The following is a 25,732-nucleotide window of genomic DNA, read 5'->3' as shown; positions in this document are numbered from 1 at the left end:
TTCAGTCCGCCGCCATGGCGGATCCCTCGGATGGCCACGGGTGGCGAGCGCAGCTCCCACCGCGACCGGAAATGAGGATGATGCACTGCTCGAGTGTATCGAAGCTGCATTTCGGCGTGTCGGAGGAATGGTCTTGAAGACAGTATCCGTAGGCGTTTGTTGAAGCCGCCGGTGCAACGCTCAAGTAGTCTGCGCCAGCCAAGCCGGCGAAGACAATCGAGAGGAGAGTGAAGAGCTTGCTCAATATGGTCTCCTGCGCTCGAGCCGTCATCTATTCGGCAGCCATTGCCGGTTGTGCATGCGCCTCTTCCGTCGTTCCCGCATGCGTCCCGTCAGCGGTCGGCTTGACTCGGAACCACGCGGCATAGAGCGCCGGGAGGAACAGCAGGATCAGCACCGTTCCGACTGCGGTGCCGCCGATCAGCGTGTAAGCCATCGATCCCCAGAAGACGGAGTGCGTGAGCGGGATGAAGGCCAGCACCGCAGCAAGCGCCGTGAGGATCACGGGCCTGGTGCGTTGCACGGTGGCCTCGATGACGGCGTGATAGTCGTCAAGTCCGGCGGCAAGGTTTTCCTTGATCTGTTCGGTCAGGATCAGAGTGTTGCGCATCAGGATGCCGGCCAGTCCGATCAGGCCTAGGATCGCGTTGAATCCGAACGGCTGGTTGAAGAGGAGCAGTGCCGGCACGACGCCGACGAGGCCGAGCGGTCCCGTCAGAACGACCATGGCCATCATCGAGAAGGATCGCACCTGCAGCATGATGACGATCAGCATGGCGGCAATCATGGCCGGAAAGATCGTCGCGAGCGCGTCGTTGGCCTTGGTTGCCTCCTCGATCGATCCGCCCAGCTCGATACGATACCCGGCGGGAAGGGAGGCGATCAGGGGCTGGAGGGCCGTCCTGATTTCCTTGGAGACCTCCGGAGGTTGGGTCGCCTCATTGATATCAGAACGAATTGTGACGACCGGCGTGCGATCGCGCCGCTTCATGATCGGCTCTTCGAGCCGGATTTCGGAATGGCCGACCTGGTCGAGCGGAATCGCGCGGCCGTCCCTGCTCATCAATGAGAAATCCGCCAGACGCGACGGATCCAGCCGTTCGCCGCCAGCGCTACGCGCCACGATGGGGACATTGCGGATGTCCTCGCGAACCTGTGTCACGGCGATGCCGGTGAGCAGGAACTGGAGTTGACGGCCGACCTCGGCCGGCGAAAGGCCGATCAGGTTCAGCCGATCCTGATCCGGGATGAAGCGGAGCACGGGCGTGCGATCGCCCCAATCCCGATTTGCCTGCCGTGCGTCATGAACGCCACGCATGACTTCGAGAGCCTTCTGAGAGATGGCATACAATTGAGCGGGATCCGGTCCCATGATCCGGAACTCCACCGGGAAGGGCGTGTAAGGTCCGAACACGAGTTGGGTGACGCGCACATTGGCCTCGGGTGCGAGGCCCTGTGACAGGGTCTGTCGGAGCCGGTGCTTCAAAGCCTCGCGCGCCTCTGCGTCAGGCGTCAGGACGACGATCTTTGCGAAGGCCGGATCGGGCAGCTCGGGCGCCATCGCGAAGAAGAAGCGGGGCGCACCCTGACCGACATAGCTCGTGACGATCTTGGCCTCGGGTTGATCGTGCAACCAATGCTCGAGCTTCTCGACGGTGGCCGTCGTCGTCTCGATGCTGGTGCCTTCCGGCAGGCGAACCTCCACAAGCACTTCCGGGCGATCCGAGGTCGGGAAGAACTGCTGCTTGACGCCACTCATGCCGACGATGGAAAGTGCGAAGGCGACGGCGACGATGCTGCAGGTCAGGAATTTGTGGCGGACGGCGAGGGTGATGAGACCTCGCAAGCGCCGATAGTTGGGCGTGCCGTAAATTGCATGGTGGCCGCCCTCGACCGGCTTGATCGCCGGCAGCATCTTGACGCCAAGATACGGGGTGAAGATCACCGCGACGATCCAGGAGACGATGAGGGCGAATCCCACGACCCAGAAGATGTTTCCGGCGTATTCGCCGGCCGTCGAGCGCGCAAAACCCACCGGCAGGAAGCCCGCGATCGTCACGAGCGTTCCAGATAGCATCGGCGCCGCGGTGTGGCTCCACGCATAGGCCGCCGCCGAGATGCGGTCCATGCCCTCTTCCATTTTCACCACCATGACCTCGATCGCGATGATGGCGTCGTCAACGAGGAGACCGAGCGCCAGGATGAGGGCGCCGAGCGTGATGCGGTCGAAGAACCGGCCGGTTTCCAGCATGATGAGGAATACGACGGCGAGCGTCAGGGGCACTGCCGCCGCCACGACGATGCCGACACGCCAGCCGAGGCTCAGCAGGCTTACCAGCAGCACCACGCCGAGCGCCATCGCAAATTTCATCATGAATTCGTCGACCGCCGAGGTGATGTTGACGGCCTGGTCGCTGACCTTGGCCAGGCTCATCCCGAGCGGCAGTGTCCCGGCGATGGCTGCGGACCGTTCCTCCAGCGCCTTGCCAAGCGCCAGACCATTCCAGCCCTCCTGCATCACCGCTGCGAGCATGATGGTAGGCTCACCCTGGTGCCTGATGATGTAGGTGGGCGGATCCTCGTAGCCGCGGCGGACCTCGGCAATGTCGGAAAGCTTCAGCGTCCGCCCGGCCGCGACAATCGGCGTGTCGGCAATCGCCTGGACGCTGTCGTAAGCGCCATCGACCCTGATGAAGACCTGCGGCCCCTTGGTGTCAATGGAGCCTGCCGGTGTCAACGTGTTCTGCCGCTGCAAAGCGGCAACGATATCCGTTGCTGATACGCCGAGGGTTGCCAGCTTGGCATAGGAAAATTCGACGAAGATCTGTTCGGGACGCTCGCCGAGGATGTTGATTTTCTTGACGCCGGGCACGTGCAGGAGGTCCTGACGGATGGTCTCGGCTTGCCTGGCGAGCTCGCGCATCGGCATGCCCTTGGCCTTGAGCGCGTAAAGGGCGAAGCTCACGTCCGAATATTCGTCGTTGACGAAGGGGCCGAGCACGCCGGAGGGCAGCTTGCGGGCTTCATCTCCCAGCTTCTTGCGGGCTTGATAGAACTCTTCCTGCACGCTCGATGGCGGCGTGCTGTCCTTCAGCGTCACCGTCATGTAGGCATAGCCGGGCCGCGTCGTCGTCTCCACCCGGTCATACCAGGTCAGTTCCTGAATTCGCTTCTCCAGGGGCTCGGCGACCTGATCCTGCATCTCGCGTGCCGTCGCGCCCGGCCAGACCGTCGTGACCGTCAGGGTCTTGATGGTGAAGGACGGATCCTCGGCCCGCCCGAGCATGAAGAAGGCATAGGCGCCGGCGGCTGCCAGCAAGAGGATGAAGAACAGGGTGACGGCGCGTTCGCGAACGGCGAGGGCGGAGAGATTGAAGCTCATCAGTTGCTCCTGTTTTCCGGCGCGGTCCTGACGCGGGCGCCCTCGTGCAGAAGATGTGCGCCGAGGGAAACAATCTGGTCACCGGACTTCGATCCGGAGATAACGGCCGTTTCGCTGGTCACACGCAGAAGCTTGACGGGCTGCAGGCGAACGGTTGAGGTCGCGCTGTCGAAGACCCAAACGCCGGTCGTTCGGCCGTCATCGAGCACGGCTCCTAGCGGCACCTGAACCTCCGGCTGATGATCCTGGCTTGCAAGCCGAATAGTGACCGTTGCGCCGAGCGGTGCCGCCGCAGCCTCACCATCGAGCACGTAGCGGGCCTCATAGGTGCGGGTCTGGGGATCTGCGGAATCCGACAACTGGCGCAGATGCGCGCTGTGGCGGCGCCCATCGCTCCCATAGAGGCTTGCATCGGCAAGCGAACCAATCGCCGGCCGGATCGTTTCGGGAAGCGCGACCACAGCTTCGCGAGGACCGGACTGTGCCAGCCGAACCACCGCCTGGCCGGCGGCGACGACTTGCCCCGGCTCGCCAAGCGTCTGGGTGACCGTTCCGTTCGCATCCGCCACCAGGACCGAATAGGTCGCCTGGTTCTCCGCAACCTCTGCGTCGGCTTCCGCCGCGGCAAGCTGCGCTTTGGCGGTGTCCGATGCGGCCTTCGCCTGTTCGTAGCGCTGCTTCGAAGTCCATCCGTCGCTCACCAAGTTGGCGTAGCGCCGCTCGTCGGCGTCGGTCTGAACGACAACTGCACGCGCCGCGGCGACCGCATTGCGCTTCGCTGTGACCGCGAGGCGCAGGTCGGTTTCGTCGATCCGCATCAAGGGCTGCCCGGATTTGACCTGCTCACCGACATTCACGAGCCGTTCGACGATCTTACCGGCGACGCGAAAACCGAGATTGCTCTCCACGCGCGCGCCGATCGTGCCGGTAAACCCTCGTTCGGATCCGCTGACCCGCGCGGCCGTGACGAGACGGACCATCGGGGCCTCCTGCCTGGGGTCAACGACCGCGGAGGCTTCATGGGAGGGAATCGCGAGAGCAATGAAGGTTGCCACCCCAGCTGGGACCAGAATACCCGCGAGCACCGCAAGACCCCTTTTCATGACCGTCTCCTTTCGAGAATTAGATTTCATACGAACTCTATATCTAAATTAGATTTCGATCACAATCTAAAAGTTCAAGCGATAACGGCAGCGTGATCCCTGGTGCCGGATATCGGTGTTTAGACACCTGGATTTGGATTGATAGATTGCAAATGAACTCTAAATTGGATATAGAGGTCGTACGAAATCCAATGGAGATCCACGATGCGAGTGAGTCGCACACAGGCGGCTGAGAACCGCCAAACCGTGATCAATGTGGCCAGCCGCCTTTTCAGGGAGCGCGGCTTTGATGGCATCGGCCTCAAGGATCTGATGAAGGGGGCCGGGCTGACCCAAGGCGCCTTCTACAAGCAGTTCGCATCAAAAGAGGATCTGGCGGTGGAGGCGTCCAGGCGCGCATTGGAAAGCGCATCCGGCCGATGGTCGGACGCGGCCGCGGCACATCCTGACGATCCACTCGGCGCAGTGATCGGGTTTTACCTCAGCGGCGATCATCGCGGAGAGAAGATGGACGGCTGCCCGATCGTGGCCCTCGGCTCGGATGCCGCCCGACAGGGCCCCGAGGTGAAGGCGGAATTCGAAGCAGGAATCAAAGCGCATCTCGACGTGCTCGACCGCTTTCTCGGCGGAGCTGGCGACGAGGCCTCCCGCAGCAAGGCCATGGCCATTCTCGCGACGATGGTCGGCGCGGTGACGCTATCGCGCACGATCAACGATCCTGATCTGGCTCAGGCCGTTCTGGATGCCGCGGCGAAACAGGTTCGAGACGCCGCTGCCGCTTGAAAGGATGGGCCGGCATTCTGATTGAGAATGTGCCCGAGCTCCATTTCAAATAGATGAGGACGAGAACGATGTCGCATGAAGCAATGAACAGCTTCGCCGGAAAATGGGCTCTGATCACGGGGGCCTCAAGCGGCTTCGGCCTTGAATTCGCAGATCTGCTGGCGGCGCAGAAGGTCAATCTCGTCTTGGCGGCCCGACGGCAGGTTCCCATGGAAAAGCTTGCCTCCGATCTCCGCCGCAAATACGGGGTGGATGTGCTGGTCGAGGCGATCGACCTTGCGGCGCCGGGCGCGGCTAGCCGCCTCAAGAGCAATCTCGACGCGAAGTCGGTGGCGATCGACATCTTGCTGAACAATGCCGGATACGGTTTGCACGGCGATTTTTTGGACACGCCAATCGAGCGCACCGCGGACATGATCCAGCTCAACATCACGACCGTCACGGAGCTGACCTATCTGTTCGGCCGGGACATGGCCAAGCGGCGATCCGGCCATATTCTTCTCATCGCCAGCCTTCTCGGCTTTCAGGCCGTTCCCAGTTACGCAGCCTATGCAGCAACCAAGGCTTATGTACTCGCTTTTGGCGAGGCCCTGCATGACGAACTCCGCCCTCACGGCGTGGTCGTCACCAGTCTCTGCCCTGGGCACACCGCGACGGGTTTCGATGCGGCTGCCGGCGCAACCGCCTCGGGCTTGCTGCGCCTCCTCACCATGAAGCCGCGTCCGGTCGCCGAGACGGGTATTCGGGCGCTCATGCAAGCAAAGGCCATGGTGATCCCGGGCCTGGCGAACAACATGGCTGCCTTTTCAAATCGCCTGACGCCGCGATCAATGCAAAGAGCCACTATGAAAAAGATAATGGACGCTTGACCTGGAGCGGCCACGTGTGGGCGCTCATCGAAACAGCGTAGGCCCTGACTGCAACCGAGATCGTTGATCTAGCCGGACAGAGGTGTGTCAGCGATATCCAGCAGCGCGCCAAGACCCTGGCGTAAGCGGCGCGTGGCGATATTGTCGTTGGCAAGCCCGAACACCAGCAGCGATCGCCCCGTCACGGCATAAGCGTGCCCGAACTCGAACTCGGCCATCCGCTCGTCCGGCCGGTTGGTGTCGATCAGGCCCAGCCAACTCAGACCGTCGGCGACGGCGGGCAATGTGAAGTTCACGACGTCGTGGTGCGCGTTGTAGACCAGAAGCATGGTGGCATCCGAGCCGCGGCGCCGGATTCCGGTCTCTTGCGCTCGTCCGTCGAGCAACATGCCGAAGCATTTGGCGTTGCCGTCCTGCCACTGCTCCGTCGTCATCTCCTCGCCGGATGGAGACAGCCAGGCCACGTCCTTGACGTCGAGCTCTTCGTTGTGCGAGCCGACCAGGAAGCGGCTGCGGTAGAGAATGGGGAAGGCTTTGCGTGTGGCGATCAGCTTGCGCGCGAATTCGCGAAGGCTGCGACCATTGGCGGTGATGCCCATCCAGTCCAGCCAGGTGGTCTCGTTGTCCTGCGCATAGGCATTGTTGTTGCCTTTTTGCGTATGCCCGAATTCGTCACCGGCGAGCAGCATCGGCGTGCCATGCGAGAGCAGCATCGTCGCGAGCAGATTTCGTTTTTGGCGCTCGCGCAGCACCGTGATCTCGGGGTCGTCGGTCGGCCCCTCTGCACCGCAATTCCAGGAATGGTTGTTGCTGTGACCGTCGCGATTGTCCTCGCCATTCGCCTCGTTGTGCTTCTCATTATACGATACGAGATCGTTGAGATTGAAGCCGTCATGGGCCGTGACGAAGTTGACGCTGGCCCAGGGCCGGCGGCCGCGCTTGTTGAAGAGATCACCCGACCCGGAAATACGTTTGGCAAAGTCGGCGATCGTGCCCGGATCGCCTTTCCAGAAGGAACGTGCGGTGTCCCTGAACTTGTCGTTCCACTCTGCCCATCCCGGCGGAAACTGGCCGACCTGATAGCCGCCCGGCCCGATGTCCCAGGGTTCGGCGATCAGCTTCACACTGGAGAGTACGGGATCCTGGCGGCACGCATCGAGGAAGCCGCCGCCTTCATCGAAGCCGTAGGGCTCTCGCGCGAGGATGGTTGCCAGGTCGAAGCGGAAGCCATCGACCCGCATCTCGGTGGCCCAGTAGCGCAGGGAATCGGCGACCAACTGGAGCACGCGCTGGTGTGAGAGGTTCACCGTGTTTCCGGTGCCGGTATCGTTGATGTAGTAGCGCTTCTTGTCCGGCAGCAGGCGGTAGTAGCTGGCGTTGTCGATGCCTTTGAACGACAGCGTCGGGCCGAGCTCGTTTCCCTCCGCGGTGTGATTATAGACGACGTCGAGGATGACCTCGATGCCATGGGCATGAAACTGGTTGACCATGGCCTTGAATTCGTTCGCGGCCGGCGTCTTGAGGTAGCGCGGCTCCGGTGCGAAGAAGGCGATGGAATTGTAGCCCCAATAGTTGCGCAGGCCCTTCTCGACCAGGTAGCTGTCGTCGACGAAGGCGTGGATCGGCAACAGCTCGGCGCTGGTGATGCCGAGCGAGCGCAGATAGGCAGGGATTTCGAAGTGCGCGAGCCCCGAGAACGTGCCGCGGTCTGCCTCGGGGACGAGCGGATGGAGCTGGGTAAAACCCTTGACGTGCATCTCGTAGACGATGGTCCGTTCCCACGGCACTTCCGGCTTGCGCGCTGCGCCCCAGGTGAAGGCCGGATCGATGACCGCACACTTCTGCATTAAAGGCGCGCTGTCGCGTTCGTCGTAGGACAGATCCTTGTCAGCATGGTCAAGGATGTAGCCGAACAACTCGGGCCCCCAGCGCAGTTGGCCGATCAACTGGCGGGCATAGGGATCGAGCACGAGCTTGTTGGGATTGAAGCGGTGTCCGGCATCTGGTTCGTAGGGGCCATGGACGCGGTAGCCGTAGACGGCGCCGGGACGGGCAGAGGGCAGATAGCCGTGCCAGACTTCGTCTGTGTATTCCGGGAGCTCGATCCGCTCCAGCTCGGTCTCGCCGCTATCGTCAAACAGGCAGAGCTCGACTTTGGTGGCGTGGGCCGAAAACAGAGCGAAGTTCACGCCAAGGCCGTCCCAGGTGGCACCGAGCGGAAACGGTCTGCCCTCGGTGATCCGGGAACGGCGTAGGCTCGATACCGCCCTCGCCAGGGCGTCGTCTGAATGTACTGGCCGATCCATCTCTTTCCCCCAGGAATTGAGTCCGTCAGGACGCCGGCGCGATTGTCGCGGCCTCGCCAACCGCTTGGTCCGTGGCGGCTACGGGGGCGATCACCGCGGCAGCAGACGCATCGGCCGACGGCGTCAGCGCCCGGGCCCTTTGCTGCTCGGCTTCCTTGTTGATTGCCGAAATGGAGTTGCCGATTCGACCAACGATCGCGGTCAGCTCGGCGTCGGAAAGACGCAGTCGCTTCTTGACCAGGCGCACCTGAGCCCGATCGGTCAGGTCCAGCTTGTTGCGGATCGGCGGCCGTTTCGCGCGCTGCATGGGGACGACTCCTGTCTGTGGGAGCAACCGCCCGGCCGGCCGTTCTGTTCCAGAACAGCCTGCTGAATGCACGGAGGCGCGCTTATCTGGATCGATGCCTGGTACAGGCTTCGTATAAGCTCGCTGAATCCACCCGACCGAAGGCCCGGCCGATGGTGGCCCACCGCATGTGATCGAGCGGTCATTCATGCCGGAGGTCGAGAACGCCAGGCCAGGACTTCCCCAAGTTGTGCCACCGAGAGGCTTTCTTCCAGCTTCGGTCCAAAAGTGCACACAGCTCCCAACCCCCAATCCGATGCCGTCTTCGAGGAACGAATGCGTGCATCTCAGCTTTCCCGTGCTGAGCATGCTTAAGGCGATCGTGAATCGAGCCTCCCGGAGAATGTCAAAGCTCCGGGCATGCTGGCGAAAGGCGAGCAGGTTGAATCAAAGACTGGGAATAGCCGAACAGGCCCGGCGTCATGGTCCTCAAATCATCGACCACGGGGTCTCGTTCAATCTCTGGGCGCCGACCGCTCGGTCTGTCGAATTACTCGAAGTCGGCCAGCCGCCACGCTCCATGCCTCGCGACGATGAGGGGTGGCATCAGTTGCTCAGTCCGACCGCACGTGCCGGGACGCGCTACCAGTTCAGGATCGACTGCGATCTGACCGTTCCCGATCCTGCCTCCCGTTTCCAGCCTGACGATGTTGGTCAGCCCAGTGAAGTGATCGACACGGCGCTGTTGCGGGACCCGATTCTATACCCGGGCCGCCCGTGGCCGGAAGCCGTTATCTACGAGCTGCATGTCGGTGCCTTCAGCGAGGAGGGTACCTATGCCGGCGTCGAGAAAAGGTTGCCCTATCTGCGCGATCTCGGCATCACCGCGATCGAGCTGATGCCGCTCAACGATGTCCCGGGCCGGCACAATTGGGGTTACGATGGCGTTCTGCTGAACGCGCCGAATGCACGCTACGGCCGACCGGAGGATCTCAAACGGTTGCTGCGCGCTGCGCACGCCCTCGACATCATGGTCTATCTCGACGTCGTCTATAACCATTTCGGGCCGCAACTGAACTATCTGCACAGCTATGCCGAGAACTTCTTCACCAAGCGCCATGCCACGGGTTGGGGCCCTGCCGTCAACCTCGAAGGCCGTGATGGCGCGTTCGTGCGCGAGTTCCTGATCGAAAACGCGCTCATGTGGCTTCGCGACTACGGCTTCGACGGACTTCGTCTCGACGCGGTGCATGCCTTGAAGGACGATTCCGAACGTCATTTTCTCATCGAGCTGGCAGAGACCGTGCGCGGCCAACTGGCAGGCCGGCGCGTGCATCTGATGCTGGAGAACGAGGCCAACCAGGCGCACCTTCTCGATCGCCGGCAGGGCCGGGTCGCGCACTACGATGCGCAGTGGGGTGACGATTTCCACAATGCGCTCCACGTGCTGCTGACGGGAGAGAACGAGGGATATTACCGCGCCTTCGCAGACAAGCCGCTCGACCATCTTGCGCGCTCCCTCACCGAGGGCTTTGCCTATCAGGGCGAGGTCTTTCCGCTGCACGATGCTCCGCGCGGAGAGCCGAGTGCGCACCTGCCGCCGGAGGCCACGATCTTCTTCGCCCAGAACCACGATCAGATCGGCAATCGCGCGCTGGGAGAGCGGCTATCGGTGCTGGTCAGTTCCGAAAAGCTCAGGCAGGCTCTTGCGCTCGTCTTGCTCAATCCTCACGTCCCGATGCTGTTCATGGGAGAGGAGGCAGCCGCCGACACACCATTTCTGTTCTTTGCGGACTGGTCCGGCGAGGCGGCGGATCTGACGCGCGAGGGCCGGCGCAGGGAGTTCGCGCATTTCAAGGCGTTCTCGACGCCGGAGTTGCGCGCCCGGATTCCGGATCCTTGTGACGATCGAACATTCCTCGCTTCCAAGCTGAACTGGGCGGGCATCGACAGCGCATCCGAATTTCGGGCGCTGACGGCCGAGCTGCTGAGGATTCGGCGGGAAAAGATCATTCCGCTGATCAAGGAGGGATTTGTCTCAGCCGCGCGTGGAACGATTCAGAATGGCGGTCTCGATATCCGCTGGCGGACGGGTGGCGGCGAGACGCTGCAGATTGTGGCGAGCTTTGCCGAGTGCGAGCTTCCGATGCCGGCACCTGTCGACGGAATCGTCTTGTGGCGATCACGGGCCGACTCGGCCAACGTGCTGTTTCCAAATGACATCGTCGTTCGACTCTATCGGGAAGCCTGACGGGCGTGGAAGCTGCCAGTCCAGGCCATGGGAGCTCGCCGCCGGTTTGACGCAAAGTGTCGTCGACGTGCCGTATGCGGCTCGACGATTACAACGATTACAAAATAGAAGAATTAAAAATCGGATGACGCAATTGGAATGAAAATCGATCCTCCAATCGCGACGGTTTTGTCGTGCAACCTTAGATAATTTCTAGTTCTCAATTCCTTCTCGCAGCACCCTCGCATGTTAGGAAGCGTGGGGACGTGCTTGCGAGTGGAAATTGGGGTGCAGGAATGAGGCGTGAACTCTCGACCAGGAAGATCGTGCGGACGCTGTCGCTGGGAGCGGTGAGCTATCTCGCGCTGTCGCTGGAACCGTCGGGTGAATTTCAGCAGGTGCTTGCGCAAACGAATTTGCCGCCGGTGACCGTCGATGCTCCCAGGCCAAGAGTTCGTCAGCCGATCCAGAGATCGCAGTCGACCCGCGCCTCGCGAGGACAGCGATCCGTCGCCGCGGCGGCTCCGCGCCAGGCGGCACCCGTTCCCTATGTGGTGCCCTCGACCGGTACCATCGGCACGGTGCCACCCGCCTATGCAGGCGGCCAGGTCGCAACAGGCGGAAGCCTGGGTCTTCTCGGCAATCGCGGCGTCATGAACACGCCGTTCAACCAGACCAGCTATACGGCGGAGCTGATACAGAACCAGCAGGCGCGCACCATCCGCGACGTCCTGGCGAATGATCCCTCGGTTCGCGTCGTCCAGGCGGCAGGCGGTGGCGCGGACAGTCTGTTTATCCGCGGCTTCTATTACGACAGCGGCGACTATGGGCTGAATGGCCTCTACGGAATCGCTCCATATTATTCTTCGGGCGCAAATTACGTGGAGCGCGTTGAAGTGCTGAAGGGCCCGAGCGCGTTGCTCAACGGCATGACGACCGGTGGCACTGGCGTTGCGAGCGGTGGTGCGGTCGGCGGAAGCGTCAATCTGATCACCAAGCACGCGCCCGACATCGACATTACGCAGCTCACGGCAACCTACGTCTCAAAATCGCAGTTTGGCGAGAATATAGACGTTAGCCGTCGCTACGGTGAGCACAAAGAGTGGGGTGTTCGGCTGAACAGCACCTACTCGAATGGCAATACGCCCTGGAACCGTCAGACCGATGAATTCGGCAACGCGGTTCTAGGTCTCGATTACCGCGGCGAGCGCGTGCGCGCTGCAGTCGATATTGGCTACCAGGCCGATAATCTGAATCCGCCGCTGCGCTTCTTCTCAGTTCCGGCCACCACGACAGTCATTCCCCCGCCGCCGAAAGCCGGGTTGAATTTCCAGGTCCCTTGGGCCTATTACGCCCCAACAGATTTCTTCACCACCGCGCGCAGTGAAGTCGATATTACTGACTGGGCGACAGCCTATGCAGCGTTCGGTTATCACGACAGCAATATCAACTACACTTACCCGTCGCCGATTATTACGAATTTGAGCGCGCCACCCAGTGTCCCGCAACTGGGAGGCCTGTCTTCTCAGCCAATACGGGGTAAGGAAACGTTTGAAACGCTCGCCGGGGAAGCCGGTGTTCGGGCCAACATTGACACTGGGCCCCTCAATCACGCGGTGAACGTCAACTACTCAATCAACGACCGAACCTATCGGCAGCAGGTTTGGAATCGTAGCGCACTTCCAGCTAATAATCTCATCTACTGGAACCTTTACAACGAACCAACAAATATTCCGCAACCAGCGCTGAACAATCTTGCGGCTGATCAGTGGACGAATGTCAATCTCAAGAGCGTTGGAATTTCGGACACGATGTCGCTTTGGAACAAGCGCGTCCAATTCACGGTTGGCGTTCGTCGCCAGACGGCCGGAGCCGAGGTAACCAATTTCCTTTCGTCTACGTTGAGCCGGCCGGAGCAAGACACTTCCGTCTGGAGTCCAGCATACGCGCTCCTCGTCAAGCCAGTCGAAAACATCTCACTCTATGCAAACTACATTGAAGGTCTCCAAACGCCCGCAGTGGTAGGCGGAACTTTTGCAAATCGTGGCACCGTGTTCCCTCCAGCCCAGACAAAGCAGGTTGAGGGCGGCATTAAGATCGACGCAGGTCGATTAACGACCACCCTAAGCTTTTTCGACATTAGTCAGCCCGGCATCATCACTGTGGGCTCTGGCGTTTCCGCAACCCAGCAACTCAACGGCAGACAACGCAATCGGGGCGCGGAAATCAACGTGTTCGGCGAGATCACGCCCGATATCCGCCTTCTCGGCGGTATTGCGCTGATTGACGGTGTACAGGAGCAGACCCAAGGCGGGACCAACGATGGAAAGAAGGCGGTCGGCGTGCCGGTCGTCAACGTCAATATGGGCGCGGAATGGGATACGCCGTTTGTGCGTGGTCTCACGTTCACGGGCCGGGTCATTTATACGGGGTCGCAATACGTCAACGTCACGAATACGCTGACCTTGCCCGAATGGACGCGTGTCGACATCGGGGCGCGATATACCTTTATATCCCCCTGGAACGGAAAGCCGATCGTCGTGCGCGCCAATATCGAGAACGTCGGAAACAAAGCCTACTGGGCTTCGGCATATAGCGGTGTTATCACGCTTGGTGCGCCTCGGACCTATTTGGTGTCTACCACCTTCAATTTCTGAATCGCTGTCTTAGAGCCGGAATTCATGCCGCCGCGGTCGATCCGCGGCGGCACTGTTTCGTCATGAGCCATTCGTCGCAATTGATCACGGTGCGATGGAGCGCCACCCGTGACAAAACTCGCGATCACGGCGTATCGGAAAAGTTCCTGCTGGCGCGCTTAGAATTGCAGCAATCGGCGACGTGTCCTGAAATTTCGATATTTTCCCGCGTGTTGGCGCGCAAGCGTGGAGGTTGCATTGTGTACGTCTGTCGCCAGTTTTGAGCTCTTAAAAAATGCGGCGTCGATATTGCTTTGACCCTCGTCTGCTTCTGACCTAGTCAAACATCTCTGCTTTCGCTTTTCGAAGAGGGACTGAGTCATGATGGTGTTCGACAGGGACGACGTCACCTTCACCGTCGTCGTCAATCACGAAGAGCAATATTCCATCTGGCCGACGTTCAAGGAGATTCCCGTGGGCTGGAAGTCGGTGGGGAAGACCGGCAGCAAGAAGGAATGTCTCGATCACATCGAACAGGTGTGGACCGACATGCGCCCACTCAGCTTGCGCAAGTTCATGGATGACGCGGCACCTCGGCAGTCATCCTAGTCGGCGGAGCCTGGTCTTTCGATGCGGCTTCTTTGTCTGCCTTACTCCGGCGGCAGTGCCATGTTCTATGCGCGCTGGCGAAGGCTTCTGCCGACATGGATCGACGTGCGGCCGGTGGAATGGCCCGGGCGCGGCGCGCGGATGGACGAGCCGCTGACGACCGATCCGCGTGCATTGGCAGCGCAGCTCGCCGGTGAGCTCGGCGCGCAGCTCGACAGGCCTTACGCGTTGTTTGGGCACAGTCTTGGTGCGGTGATCGCGTTCGAGCTTGCGCATCGCCTGCTCGACCGCGGCGCGCCGGCACCGGCCGTTCTCTTTGCCTCGGGTGCGGAAGCGCCAGCGGTTCGGGACGGCAGCAAGTGGCGCGAGCCCTTGAGCGACGAGGCGCTGATGCAGCAGCTGCGTAATCTTCAGGGTACGCCCGACGAGGCGTTGTCGAATGCGGAGCTGATGCGATCCGCGCTGCCGGTGCTTCGCGCCGACTTCCTGATGTGCGGAGCCTATGTCTACCAGCCGCGTCGTCCGCTTCCTTGCCCCGTCCATGTCTTCGCCGGAACGGACGACGAGACCGGCCGTGAAGCGCTCGAGGCCTGGCGCAAGGAGACCTCGGCGTCATTCACGCTCGATATGCTGCCGGGGCATCACTTCTTCATTCACACGCAGCAAGCCGAGCTGGTCGACCGCATCGGTGCGGCGCTGGCTCGGCAAGCGGGTCGATCGATTGATTTGCATCGGAGCGAGGATCATGAGCGCGTTCTCCGTCCAGCCATTCATTGAAGGCAAAACCCTGCCCCTGCTGCTCAAGGCAGGTGAGGCCGGGCAGCCGCTCGGCGAAGCCCTTCCCATGCTGCGCCAGACGATTGACCGATACCTTCCCGACAGCGGCGGCATCGTGTTCCGTGATTTCTCGCTCGATGGTCCCGACGCGTTCCGGGCCTTCGCGGCAGATTTCGGTCATCCGCTGCTCACCTACGAGTTCGGATCGACGCCGCGTTCGCAGGTGACTTCGGGAGTCTACACGTCCACGGAATATCCGCCGCATCAGCATATCCCGCTGCATAACGAGCAGGCCTACACCCGCGATTGGCCGATGAAGATATGGTTCTACTGCATGCAGCCGGCGCTGGAGGGCGGGGAGACACCGATCGCCGACAGCCGCGCCATCTATCGCGACATGCCACCAGCCATTCGGGAACGGTTCGCGGACAAGGGTGTGATGTATGTGCGGAACTACGGCAACGGCCTCGATGTCGACTGGCAGCAAGTGTTCGGCACCGACTCCAGGTCGGAAGTGGAGACATACTGTGCTCGCCACGACATTGAATGCGAGTGGAAAGAGGATGGCGAGCTCCGTACGCGCCAGGTCTGTCAGGGTATGGCGCGGCACCCGGCCACGGGCGATTGGGTTTGGTTCAACCAGGCACATCTGTTCCACGTCTCCAATCTCGAGCCGGAAGTCCGCGAGAGTCTGCTCGATGTGGTCGATGACGAAGCCGATCTGCCGCGCAATGTTTTCTACGGCGATGGTTCGACGATCCAGGACGAGACGTTGTCGATCGTCCGGACAGTTCTCGAGAAGCACAAGATCAGCTTTCCCTGGCAGGCCGGCGACGTCGTGATGCTCGACAACATGCTCACCGCGCATGCGCGCGCTCCATTCAAGGGACCGCGCAAGGTGATCGTCGCAATGGCCGAAGCTCATCGGCAGGGATGACCGGCAGCACTCGTGATTCGGGCGGTGAGGATTTCGGGCTTGTGGCCGGACAGGGATTCGAGAACATGGATAGAGCCAACCTCGTCGAACGCCTGCGAGAGCATGCCGCCTTGCAGCCGGAGAAGGTGGCGTTGCGGTTCCTGGAAGGCGACGGCGTCGCGGATGAGCTGACGTATTCTTCGCTCGACGTTCGGATCAGGGCGCTCGCGGCGTGGCTGCGGCAGATGGGCGGTGCAGGCGAGCGGGCGGTAATTCTTCTTCCGAGCGGGATCAATTATGCCGTCGCGTTTTATGCCTGCCTGTATTCGGGCGTGATCGCCGTTCCGGCGTATCCGCCCGAGGGCGGTCCCGAGCGTTATGCAGGGCGTCTCAACGGCATTCTGCGGGATGCGGCGCCGCGCTTCATCCTGTCGGAAACGGCTCTGCGCGATGTCATCGAGGCAACGCTGCCCGCATTGGGCGACGTGCAAGTCGTTGCGGTGGATGCGATTCCGCCCGAGCTCGCAGCGGAGTGGCGCGAGACCAGGCTTGCGGCCGATGCCATCGCGTTCCTCCAATACACATCCGGATCGACCTCGCGGCCGAAGGGCGTTTGCGTCTCTCATGGCAATCTGGCGGCCAACGAGCGCGCCATCGAAGCGGCTGCTGGAGGAACGCCGGACGACGTCTTTGTAAGCTGGCTGCCGCTCTATCACGACATGGGACTGATCGGCGGACTTCTGAATCCGTTGTTCACGGGCTTTACAGGCGTCCTGATGTCGCCGCGGAACTTTCTCGAGCGGCCGCGACGCTGGCTCGAGGCCATCGATCGTCACGGCGGCACGATGAGCGGTGGCCCCGACTTTGCGTACTCGCTATGCGCCGACCGCATTTCGGATGACACGATCAGTCGATTGGACTTGAGCCGGTGGAAATTCGCATTCTCGGGGTCGGAGTTTGTCCGCCGGACCACCCTCGAGAAGTTCGGCAACCGGTTTGCGCGAGCCGGGTTCGATCAACGGGCGTTGACGGCTTGCTATGGCCTTGCCGAAGCGACGCTGCTGGTCACCGCCGGCGACATCGGTGCCGATACGGTCAGCTATTCGCTCGACACCGCGGAGCTCGCCGCAGGCCGCGTTGTGAGTGCCTGCGCAGGCACCGATCTCGTGGCATGCGGTCGAACCGCCGCAGGTCACGACACGCGCATCATGCGGGTCGACGGCTCGGCTGCGGCCGAGGCAAATGAGGTCGGAGAGATCTGGGTCGCCGGCCCCAGCGTCGCGCTCGGCTACTGGAACAATCCCGAGGCGACGCACCAGGCGTTCGTGGAGCGGGATGGCACGCGCTGGCTGCGGACCGGCGACGTGGGTTTCATTCGCGATGGCGCACTGGTCGTGGCCGGACGCCTCAAGGACCTGCTCATCGTTCGCGGGCAGAACGTCTACCCGACGGATGTCGAGCAGGCTGTCGAAGCCGAGGTCGAGTCCGTTCGCAGCGGGCGGGTGGCCGCCTTTGCAGTCGAGATCGATGGGCGTGAGGCCATCGGCGTCGCGGCGGAGTTCAGCCGCGCGGTGCTCAAGCGCAGCGATCCGGAAGCGCTCGCGCATGCAATCGGCGAAGCGGTGCGGCGTCAGGCACAGGAATATCCGGCCGTGATCGTGCTGCTGAACCCGCAGGCGATGCCGCTGACCACGAGTGGCAAGCTGCAACGATCGGCCTGCGCGGCGCGCCTCGCCGACAACACGCTGGACAGTTTCATGGTATTCGAGCGGGGCCGTCGCCGCGGCGCGGTATCCTTCACGGCGGCGGCGAGCGCGACCGAGCGCGCCGTCGCCGCGATCTGGTGCGACGCGCTTGGCGTCGCAGTGGTCCATCGCGAGGACGATTTCTTCGTGCTGGGCGGAAACTCGATTGCCGCCGGCCAGGCTGCTGCTGCGATCCGCGATCGCCTGAACGTGGAAGTGGAGCTGCGACTCTTCTTCGACGCGCCGACGCTGGCGGCGTTTGCTGGCCGGATCGATGCGTTGGCAGGCGCCGGTGCCAGCCGGGCGCTGCCGCCAATCCCGTGGGCGGCACCGGCCGAGCGTGCGACGCTGTCGCACGCGCAGGAGCGGCTCTGGTTCCTCTGGAACATGGATCCGGGCGGAACGGCCTATACCGTCGCAAGTACGATCCGCCTGAAGGGGCGGGTCGATCAGGCCGTGCTATCGCGTACATTTGACGAGATCGTCCGCCGTCACGAGATCTTGCGCACCACCTTCACCGCCAGGGACGGCCGGGGAACGCAGTTCATCCACGATGCCATGAACATTGGCATTCGGCACGAGGATCTCCGGTTCTATTCGGTACGGGAACGCGCCGAGCGCGCCGAAGCACTGAAGCGTTCGGAGCTCGGTAAGCCGTTCGATCTCGTGAACGGGCCGCTGTTGCGCGCGGTGCTGCTGCAGCAGACCGACGATGCGTACGAATTGCTGCTGCTGGCCCATCACATCGTCGTGGATGGCTGGTCGCTCGACGTGTTGCTCGAAGAGCTGGCCGCGCTCTACCGCAGCGGCATCGGCCAGGGCGCGGGCGGGCCGTCGATTCCGGCAATTCAATATGCTGATTTCGCAGCCTGGCAACGAAACTGGCTCGCGGCAGGCGAGGGCGATCGGCAGCTCGCCTATTGGCGCAGCACGCTCGGCGACGTTCATCCGGTCCTGGCGTTGCCGCACGATCGACCGCGTCCGGCGGTCCAGAGCCATGCCGGCGATTCCATTGGACTTGCCATCGACGGCGCGCTCGCGTCCCGTCTCCGGGAGATCGCCGCCAAGCAGCGTGTCAGCGTCTTCATGCTGCTGCTCGGCGCATATCAGGTGCTGTTGCATCGCTACACCGGGCAGAACGATTTGCGCGTCGGCGTGCCGGTCGCAGGGCGTCGGCATGCGCAGCTCGAAAGGCTGATCGGATGTTTCGTCAATACCTTGGTCCTGCGGGCCGAGATTGCCGGCGAAGCAGGCTTCCCGAGCCTGTTGCAGCAGGTCAGAGAATCCGTGGTCGGGGCGCTATCGTACCAGGATCTCCCGTTCGAAATGCTGGTCGACGGCCTTAAGCCCGAACGCAGCGGGGGGCACAACCCCCTGTTCCAGGCGAAGTTCAACTACATGACGGCGCCGCAAGGATTCGCCGGCGTCGAGGGGCTCGCCGCCGAAATCGACATCGTCGATCTCGCGGGTTCGCATTTCGATCTCGCGCTCGACGTGATCGATGGCGCCGTCGGCATGAAGGTCACGTTCAACTACGCCACCGATCTGTTCGATCGTCCAACCATCGCGCGGCTGGCGGCACAATTCGGTTCGATCCTGCGCCAGATTGTCGACAATGCCGAACGGCGGATATCGGACTTCGTCATCGACGAGCAGCACCGGCAGATCGTGCCAAGTGAAGCCGCGACGTTCCGCGACACCGATGTGCTCAGCCTGCACCGTGGATCGAGCGCCGATAGGTCGAGCGCCGTAGCCATCCGATGCGGCCGGGATCAGTTGACCGTTGCGGAACTCGAGCAGCGCTCGAACCGTATCGCACGTGTCCTCATCGCCAAGGCCGTGGCGCGCGAGACGCCGGTCGCGCTGTGGATCGAACGATCGCCGGCCTTTGTCGTCGCCTTGCTCGGCGTGCTCAAGGCCGGCGGCGCGTACGTCCCGCTGGATCCGAAATGGCCGCTGGAACGTATTCGCCGTATCTTGACCGACGGCAACATCGAGATCGTGCTGGCGGCGGGTGAGACATTGGCGGACGCGCGTGGGCTCGATTGCCTGCTGCTCGATGCGGAGACCGAAGCCGTGCGCGCGGAGGTTTCGAGCCGGGCGGTCGACACGACGATCCATCCGGAGCAGACCGCCTACGTCATCTATACGTCGGGATCGACCGGCGCGCCCAAGGGCGTCAGCGTCTCGCACAGCGCCTTGGCCAATTACGTGCAGGGGCTGCTGCAACGCCTGGGACCGCGTCCGTCGGCGAACATGGCGATGGTATCGACGGTGGCGGCCGACCTCGGCCACACCGTCCTGTTCGGTGCGCTGGCGACCGGCGGGACGCTGCATCTGCTATCGCCGGAGGCCGTGTTCGATGCGGATGGGTTCGCGCAAGCGATGCGCGAAGGCGAGGTCGACATCCTCAAGATCGTCCCGAGCCATCTGCGAGGATTGCTGAAGGCGTCGCGGTCGGCCGATCTTTTGCCCCGCGATGCGCTCGTCCTGGGTGGCGAGGCTTGCGATGGCGCGCTGCTGGACGAAGTCCGACGCTTGCGGCCGGGGTGCCGGATTCTGAATCACTACGGACCTACGGAAACTACCGTCGGTGTGGCGACGCATGAGTGCGCGGTTGAACAGGAAAACAGTCCGATTCCAATCGGACTGCTTCTTGCCAATCTGCGGGCCCATGTCCTGGATGACGCGCTGAACGAGGTACCGATCGGCGTTGCCGGCGAGCTCTATATCGGCGGTGCAGGGTTGGCACGGGGCTATCGCGGCGCGGCGTGCCTGACTGCGGAACGCTTCGTGCCGGATCCGTTCGGAGAGACAGGCGAGCGGCTCTACCGAACCGGGGATCTCGTCCGCTGCGACGGCGCGGGCCGGCTGATATTCCTGGGCCGCACCGATGACCAGATCAAGCTGCGCGGCTATCGCATCGAGCTCGGCGAGGTCGGGCGCGTCATCAGGGCGCTGCCGGGGATCGAGGATGCAGTCGTAGTCCCGCGCGCGATCGACGGAAGCGCGCAGCGCCAGGAGCTTGTCGCCTATTGTGTGCCCGCGATCAGCGCTGGTCTGCAAGCCGATGCGATCAAGCAACAGCTGGCAACGATCGTGCCGGACTATATGGTGCCGTCGCACATCGTCCTGTTGGCGCGACTGCCGCTGACGCCCAATGGAAAGGTCGATCGCCGTGCGCTGCCGGAGCCATCGCAAGACGAGGCCTCGGCCGGCTATGCCGCACCTGCGGGCGACATTGAGGTCGCGATCGCGGCGGTCTGGTGCGAGGTGCTCGGTCGCGAGCATGTCGGTCGCAGTGACAATTTCTTCGAGCTCGGGGGCGACTCCATCCTCAGCCTCCAGATCATTGCCCGCCTGCGCAAGCGTGGTATCCGCCTGACGCCGAAGCAGATCTTCAGCCAGCAGACAGTTGCCGGGCTGGCGGCGGTCGCCGTCGTGTCGAGGGAGGCGGCCGCAAGAAAAGGCAAGCTGGACGCGACGATGTCGACCAGCGGCGATGTTGCATCTGGCATGCGTCGGCTGATGCCGATCCAGGCGCGCTTCTTCGCTGAAGACATCGGCAACCGGGATCACTGGAACCAGGCGGTTTTGCTGCGACCTCAGATACGGGTCGATTGGGAGACGCTACGGCGCGCGCTCTTGGCCGTCGGGGAGCACCACGATGCGTTGCGCCTGCGGTTCAGGCAAGTTGACGGTGCCTGGCAGGCGGAGCAGGGCCCGCCGCTGACGCCGTCGGAATTGTTGTGGCTGCGTGCAAGCGTGGGCAGCGCGACGGAGATCACGGAGCTGGCCCGCGCCGCGCAGGAAAGCCTCTCGCTATCTTCGGGGCCGCTGTTGCGCGCGGTCGGCATGGATCGGGCCGACGGCGGCCAACGGCTGCTGCTCGTGATTCATCATCTCGTCGTCGACGGCGTGTCTTGGCGTATCCTGCTGGAAGATCTGTCGTTGGCCTATAACCAGCTGCAATGCGGCAACTCCGTCACGCTGCCGCCAAAGAGCGATCCCTATGCTTCGTGGAGCGAGCGGCTGCGCGCCTATGCGTCGACCGCAGAGCTTGCGGCGGAGTTGCCGCACTGGCGCGATTGCGGTGCCGGCACGCCTCTGCCATGTGACGAAGAGCATGGCGGCGTCGATCGCGTCGGCGACGGCGGCGAAGTGTCGTTGGTGTTCGGGGCCGACCTGACTGCCCGGCTGCTCGAACAGGCACCTGCCGCCTATCGGACCCAGGTCAACGACCTGTTGCTGGCTGCCCTGGTGCGGGCGGTGTCGCGCTGGAGCCCGCGCGACGAGGTGACGGTAGAGCTCGAAGGCCATGGCCGCGAGGACATTTTCGCGGACGCGGATGTATCCCGTACCGTCGGCTGGTTCACGACGGCCTTCCCGGTCCGGCTGAAAAATGTGGACAGCGACGAGGCCTCGCTGATCAAGGCGGTCAAGGAAAGGCTTCGCGCGATTCCGAAGCGTGGTCTCGGCTATGGCGTGCTCCGCCATCTCGGCTCCGAGCAACAGCGTCATGTCCTCGCTCAACTGGCGGAGCCGCAGATCGTCTTCAACTATCTGGGCCGGTTCGACGCGAGCGTCGGCACCACCCAGCTCTTTACCTTCGCACCGGAGAGCGCCGGTCCCTCGCGCAGTGCCATGGCGCCGATGCGCGGATGGCTGAACGTCACTGGCCTCGTGCGTGACGGTCGGCTGGAATTGTCCTTTGGGTATGGACGCAAGCGCTACCGGTCCGCCACGATCGAACGGCTGGCGGCGCATTACGAGGCTGCGCTGCGCGAACTGGTCGCGCATTGCTGCAACGGAGCGTGCGGCCTCACGCCGTCGGATGTTCCGTTGTCCGGGCTTGCTCAGGCCGACCTCGATCGGCTTGCGATGGCCTTGGACCTTCGCGGCATCGAGGACATCTATCCGCTCTCGCCGATGCAGCAGGGCATGCTGTTCCATGCGCTGCGTGACGGTCCCAACGATGCCTATGTGAATCAGGTAGGGCTCGAGCTGTTCGGCGTCGATGCCGGCAAGCTGCGAGCCGCGTGGCAGGCGGCCAGCGACCGGCATGCCGCGATGCGGACCGGATTCGTCTGGCAGAACCTGTCGGGCGCGACGCAGCAGGTGGTGCATCGCCATGTGACGGTGCCGTTCGTCGAAGAGGACTGGCGCGACGGCGCGTGTGGGGATCTGGAATCCGCGCTGGCCGAGATATCCCGGCGCGACCGCGAGAAGGGCTTTGACGTTTCGCAACCGCCTCTCCAGCGCGTTCGCCTGATCCTTCTCGACGACAATCGTCATTGGTTGATCTGGACCCATCATCACATCTTCGTCGATGGCTGGAGCTCGGCCCGGCTGATCGCGGAGGTCTTGCAGCACGTGAGCGGCGACACGCTGCCGGCCATACAGGGCAGCTATCGTGACTACATTGCGTGGCAGATGAGCCGCGATCGCGAAAGCGCTGACAGGTTCTGGCGCGAGGTGCTGGCAGCACTCGAAACGCCGACATTGCTCGCGAATGCGTTGGTGTCCAGCAGGACCTCCGGGGCCGAGGGGCATGCCAGTATCGGGTTTGCGGTGGATGCGCGGCTGACCGAGCTCCTGAAGTCGTTTGCCAGGCGCGAGCGGGTGACGCTCAACACGGTCATACAGGGCGCCTGGGCACAATTGCTGCGCAGGCATTCAGGCCAGTCCGCGGTCTCATTCGGCGTGACCATATCGGGCCGTCCGGCCGACTTGCCCGGTTCGGAGGAGATGGTGGGCCTCTTCATCAACACGCTTCCCATCATCGATGCGCCGAACCCGCAGTCCATCGTCGGCGACTGGCTGCGCCGGCTGCAGGACCAGAACCTGGCCCTGCGCGAGCACGGCTGGACGCCGCTCTACGAAATTCAGCGGCTCGCAGGCCAAGCCGGCCAGCCGCTGTTCGACAACATCCTGGTGTTCGAGAACTATCCGATCGACGAGGGATTGCACCGGGGCGGGGAGGGCCGTCCTCGGATCGGCCGCGTGGTACATGTGACGCCGACGAACTACGCGCTAGCGGTCGCGGTGTTTGCCGCAAGTGACGGGCTGAACATCGAGTTCAATTATGACCGGTGCCGGTTTGACGAGGCTGCCATCCTGCGCGTTCGCGACGTTCTGCACGGTCTGCTGCAACAGATCACGGCAAACGCGGAGTGTGCGCTCGGTGATCTCTCTGCGGCAGTTGAGCAGGACGCGCGACGAACTCTCGAATGGAGCGGCGCAGCGCAGCTGAACTCGGCATCACCCTGTGCCGACGTCGTGGCGCATTTCGAAGCGCAGGCCGCGCAGGCGCCGTCCGCCGTTGCCGTCCTATGGGGCGACCAGCGCATCTCCTATGGCGAGTTGAACACGCGTGCTAACGCGCTTGCGCGGCGGCTTCGGCTCTGGAATTTGGCCCCCGACCGGCTGGTCGGCACTGCCTTGAGCCGAAGTCCGGACATGATCATCGCGCTGCTCGCGGTCCTGAAGGCCGGTGGCGCTTATTTGCCGCTCGATCCGGATTATTCGACTGAGCGGCTCGGCCACATGTTGTGCGACAGCGGCGCGGCGCTTGTCCTGACGCAAAGCGCGTTGCTCGAGCGGCTCGCACCTGTGCTGCGCGAAGCCAGGGTCGAAGGGCTCTGTATCGACGAGCTGATGCCGTCCGCCGGTGACGACGGTGGGAATCTCGACGTCGAAATCCATCCGGATAGCCTTGCCTACGTCATCTACACGTCGGGATCGACGGGGATGCCGAAGGGTGTCGCCGTTGCGCGCGGGCCGCTCGCCATGCATTGCGAAGCGATCGGCCGGCTGTACCGCATGACCTCGCGCGATCGCGAGTTCCAAACGGCATCGTTCAATTTCGATATTGCCCATGAGCGATGGCTCGTGCCGCTGATGACCGGCGGCTCGCTGGTCCTACCTTCGAAGCCCGGCCTCTTGGTCGACGACCTCGTCAGCGAGATCGCCCGCAATTCGGTGACCTCGATCTTTCTGCCGCCGGCCTATGCGGATCAATTGAGCGCGGCGTTGCGGCAAACCGGTCGGAGGCTGGCGATCAGGGCATGCATCGTCGGCGGCGAAGCCTGGTCGGATAGCGGCATCAAGGCATTTCGCGCGTCTGCCGATGTCGAACTTCTGGTCAACGCTTACGGCCCGACCGAGACGGTGATCGCGCCGACGGCGTGGATCGTTGATGATGCCGCGCTGACGTCTCACGAGCCCGCGCCAATCGGACGTCCTGTCGGTGCCAGGTCCGCGCACATCCTGGATTCCGACCTCAACATCGTTCCCGTCGGCGTCACCGGCGAACTGTTCATCGGCGGCGTTGGCCAAGCCCGCGGCTATCTGAACCGGCGTGCGTTGACTGCGGAGCGGTTCGTCCCCGATCCGTTCAGCGACAGCGGTGCGCGCTTCTACCGCACCGGCGATCTCGTGCGCTGGCGCGATGACGGCGTGATCGAATATATCGGCCGGGCCGATCAGCAGGTGAAGATCCGCGGCTTCCGCATCGAGCTCGGAGAGATCGAGGCGCGACTGCTCGAGCAGCGTGGCGTGCGTGCGGCGGTCGTGGTGGCGGGCGAGGGCAGGACCGGGCGCCAATTGCTCGCCTATGCGAGTGGTGATCCATCGCTCGACGGCCGCGCCTTGCGCGACGCGCTATCCGCCATTCTGCCCGACCACATGGTGCCGGCCGCCGTGACGGTGCTGGAGCAGTTGCCGCTCACTCCCAATGGGAAGATCGATAGGCGGGCACTGCCGGCGCCGGGCGAGGATGCGTTGACGCGCCGCTCCTATGAAGCGCCCGAGGATGAGATCGAGCTCGCACTCGCCAAAATTTGGGGGGAGCTGCTCGATGTCGACCGGGTCGGGCGCAACGATCACTTCTTCGAGCTCGGCGGACATTCCCTGCTTGCGGTGCGGGTGCTCAGCCGCGTGTCGCAGGACATCGGCGTGTCGATCGCGGTCTCTGATCTGTTCGCTCATCCCGATCTCGCGTCATTTTCACGCGTCGTGTCGATCAGGCTGATCGAGCAGGAGTTCGACGCCGAAGAGCTCCGGGAACTGGTCGGAGCGGAACAGTGAGC

The 25,732-nt window shown here is 62.9% G+C and carries 13 protein-coding genes; 8 read left to right on the top strand and 5 right to left on the bottom strand.

The window, feature by feature from the left end:
* Nucleotide 1 precedes the first annotated feature (1 nt).
* The 3 genes from RX330_RS35795 to RX330_RS24220 are packed head-to-tail and all read right to left on the bottom strand — an operon-like array spanning nucleotide 2 to nucleotide 4,485.
* Nucleotides 2-271 (bottom strand): DUF3551 domain-containing protein, encoded by a 270-nt coding sequence (locus RX330_RS35795; RefSeq protein WP_375848938.1) that lies wholly within the window; start codon nucleotides 269-271, stop codon nucleotides 2-4.
* The gene (locus RX330_RS24225; protein ID WP_317240098.1) at nucleotides 272-3,382 is read right to left on the bottom strand and encodes an efflux RND transporter permease subunit; all 3,111 of its coding nucleotides are present in this window, start codon (nucleotides 3,380-3,382) and stop codon (nucleotides 272-274) included.
* On the bottom strand, nucleotides 3,382-4,485 hold the full coding sequence (locus tag RX330_RS24220; RefSeq protein WP_317240097.1) for an efflux RND transporter periplasmic adaptor subunit: 1,104 nt from the start codon (nucleotides 4,483-4,485) through the stop codon (nucleotides 3,382-3,384). Before RX330_RS24220 ends, RX330_RS24225 begins: the two co-directional genes overlap by 1 nt.
* Before the next feature lie 204 nt (nucleotides 4,486-4,689).
* Here RX330_RS24220 and RX330_RS24215 point away from each other — a divergent pair, with 204 nt between their 5' ends.
* Both RX330_RS24215 and RX330_RS24210 read left to right on the top strand, forming a co-directional pair.
* The gene (locus RX330_RS24215; RefSeq protein ID WP_317240096.1) at nucleotides 4,690-5,268 is read left to right on the top strand and encodes a TetR/AcrR family transcriptional regulator; all 579 of its coding nucleotides are present in this window, start codon (nucleotides 4,690-4,692) and stop codon (nucleotides 5,266-5,268) included.
* 68 nt (nucleotides 5,269-5,336) lie between these two features.
* Complete coding sequence (locus RX330_RS24210; protein WP_317240095.1) at nucleotides 5,337-6,137, top strand: SDR family NAD(P)-dependent oxidoreductase; 801 nt, start codon at nucleotides 5,337-5,339, stop codon at nucleotides 6,135-6,137.
* A gap of 68 nt (nucleotides 6,138-6,205) precedes the next feature.
* Here RX330_RS24210 and glgX read toward each other — a convergent pair whose 3' ends face one another.
* Nucleotides 6,206-8,443, bottom strand: a complete 2,238-nt coding sequence (glgX, locus tag RX330_RS24205; protein ID WP_317240094.1) for a glycogen debranching protein GlgX — start codon at nucleotides 8,441-8,443, stop codon at nucleotides 6,206-6,208.
* A gap of 25 nt (nucleotides 8,444-8,468) precedes the next feature.
* Nucleotides 8,469-8,750, bottom strand: coding sequence for a hypothetical protein (locus RX330_RS24200; protein ID WP_317240093.1), 282 nt, complete (start codon nucleotides 8,748-8,750; stop codon nucleotides 8,469-8,471).
* A gap of 187 nt (nucleotides 8,751-8,937) precedes the next feature.
* Here RX330_RS24200 and treZ point away from each other — a divergent pair, with 187 nt between their 5' ends.
* From treZ to RX330_RS24170, 6 genes are all read left to right on the top strand, one after another.
* Nucleotides 8,938-10,980, top strand: coding sequence for a malto-oligosyltrehalose trehalohydrolase (treZ, locus tag RX330_RS24195; RefSeq protein ID WP_317240092.1), 2,043 nt, complete (start codon nucleotides 8,938-8,940; stop codon nucleotides 10,978-10,980).
* 275 nt (nucleotides 10,981-11,255) lie between these two features.
* Nucleotides 11,256-13,616 carry a TonB-dependent receptor gene (locus tag RX330_RS24190; protein ID WP_317240091.1) on the top strand — a complete coding sequence of 787 codons (2,361 nt, stop codon included), beginning with the start codon at nucleotides 11,256-11,258 and terminating at the stop codon, nucleotides 13,614-13,616.
* A 360-nt stretch (nucleotides 13,617-13,976) separates the two neighbouring features.
* Nucleotides 13,977-14,204 carry an MbtH family protein gene (locus RX330_RS24185; RefSeq protein ID WP_317240090.1) on the top strand — a complete coding sequence of 76 codons (228 nt, stop codon included), beginning with the start codon at nucleotides 13,977-13,979 and terminating at the stop codon, nucleotides 14,202-14,204.
* 21 nt (nucleotides 14,205-14,225) lie between these two features.
* Nucleotides 14,226-14,981, top strand: coding sequence for a thioesterase II family protein (locus RX330_RS24180; RefSeq protein WP_317240089.1), 756 nt, complete (start codon nucleotides 14,226-14,228; stop codon nucleotides 14,979-14,981).
* The gene (locus RX330_RS24175; protein ID WP_317240088.1) at nucleotides 14,950-15,918 is read left to right on the top strand and encodes a TauD/TfdA family dioxygenase; all 969 of its coding nucleotides are present in this window, start codon (nucleotides 14,950-14,952) and stop codon (nucleotides 15,916-15,918) included. Before RX330_RS24180 ends, RX330_RS24175 begins: the two co-directional genes overlap by 32 nt.
* Nucleotides 15,919-15,983: 65 nt before the next feature.
* Complete coding sequence (locus RX330_RS24170; RefSeq protein ID WP_317240087.1) at nucleotides 15,984-25,730, top strand: non-ribosomal peptide synthetase; 9,747 nt, start codon at nucleotides 15,984-15,986, stop codon at nucleotides 25,728-25,730.
* The last annotated feature ends 2 nt before the right edge of the window (nucleotides 25,731-25,732 follow it).

It is taken from the genome of Bradyrhizobium sp. NDS-1, assembly GCF_032918005.1.
GTDB classification, from domain to species: domain Bacteria; phylum Pseudomonadota; class Alphaproteobacteria; order Rhizobiales; family Xanthobacteraceae; genus Bradyrhizobium; species Bradyrhizobium tunisiense.
Note: the sequence above shows the minus strand (reverse complement) of the source record. Positions and strands in the feature narration are given on the sequence as shown.

Excerpts from the sequence above, each read along its gene's own strand:
- RX330_RS24220 (WP_317240097.1), bottom strand. The coding sequence starts at position 4,485 with ATGAAAAGGGGTCTTGCGGTGCTCGCGGGTATTCTGGTCCCAGCTGGG.
- RX330_RS24200 (WP_317240093.1), bottom strand. The coding sequence starts at position 8,750 with ATGCAGCGCGCGAAACGGCCGCCGATCCGCAACAAGCTGGACCTGACC.
- RX330_RS24175 (WP_317240088.1), top strand. The coding sequence starts at position 14,950 with ATGAGCGCGTTCTCCGTCCAGCCATTCATTGAAGGCAAAACCCTGCCC.
- RX330_RS24215 (WP_317240096.1), top strand. The coding sequence starts at position 4,690 with ATGCGAGTGAGTCGCACACAGGCGGCTGAGAACCGCCAAACCGTGATC.
- RX330_RS24180 (WP_317240089.1), top strand. The coding sequence starts at position 14,226 with ATGCGGCTTCTTTGTCTGCCTTACTCCGGCGGCAGTGCCATGTTCTAT.
- RX330_RS35795 (WP_375848938.1), bottom strand. The coding sequence starts at position 271 with ATGACGGCTCGAGCGCAGGAGACCATATTGAGCAAGCTCTTCACTCTC.
- glgX (WP_317240094.1), bottom strand. The coding sequence starts at position 8,443 with ATGGATCGGCCAGTACATTCAGACGACGCCCTGGCGAGGGCGGTATCG.
- RX330_RS24225 (WP_317240098.1), bottom strand. The coding sequence starts at position 3,382 with ATGAGCTTCAATCTCTCCGCCCTCGCCGTTCGCGAACGCGCCGTCACC.
- treZ (WP_317240092.1), top strand. The coding sequence starts at position 8,938 with ATGCCGGAGGTCGAGAACGCCAGGCCAGGACTTCCCCAAGTTGTGCCA.
- RX330_RS24190 (WP_317240091.1), top strand. The coding sequence starts at position 11,256 with ATGAGGCGTGAACTCTCGACCAGGAAGATCGTGCGGACGCTGTCGCTG.
- RX330_RS24210 (WP_317240095.1), top strand. The coding sequence starts at position 5,337 with ATGTCGCATGAAGCAATGAACAGCTTCGCCGGAAAATGGGCTCTGATC.
- RX330_RS24170 (WP_317240087.1), top strand. The coding sequence starts at position 15,984 with ATGGATAGAGCCAACCTCGTCGAACGCCTGCGAGAGCATGCCGCCTTG.
- RX330_RS24185 (WP_317240090.1), top strand. The coding sequence starts at position 13,977 with ATGATGGTGTTCGACAGGGACGACGTCACCTTCACCGTCGTCGTCAAT.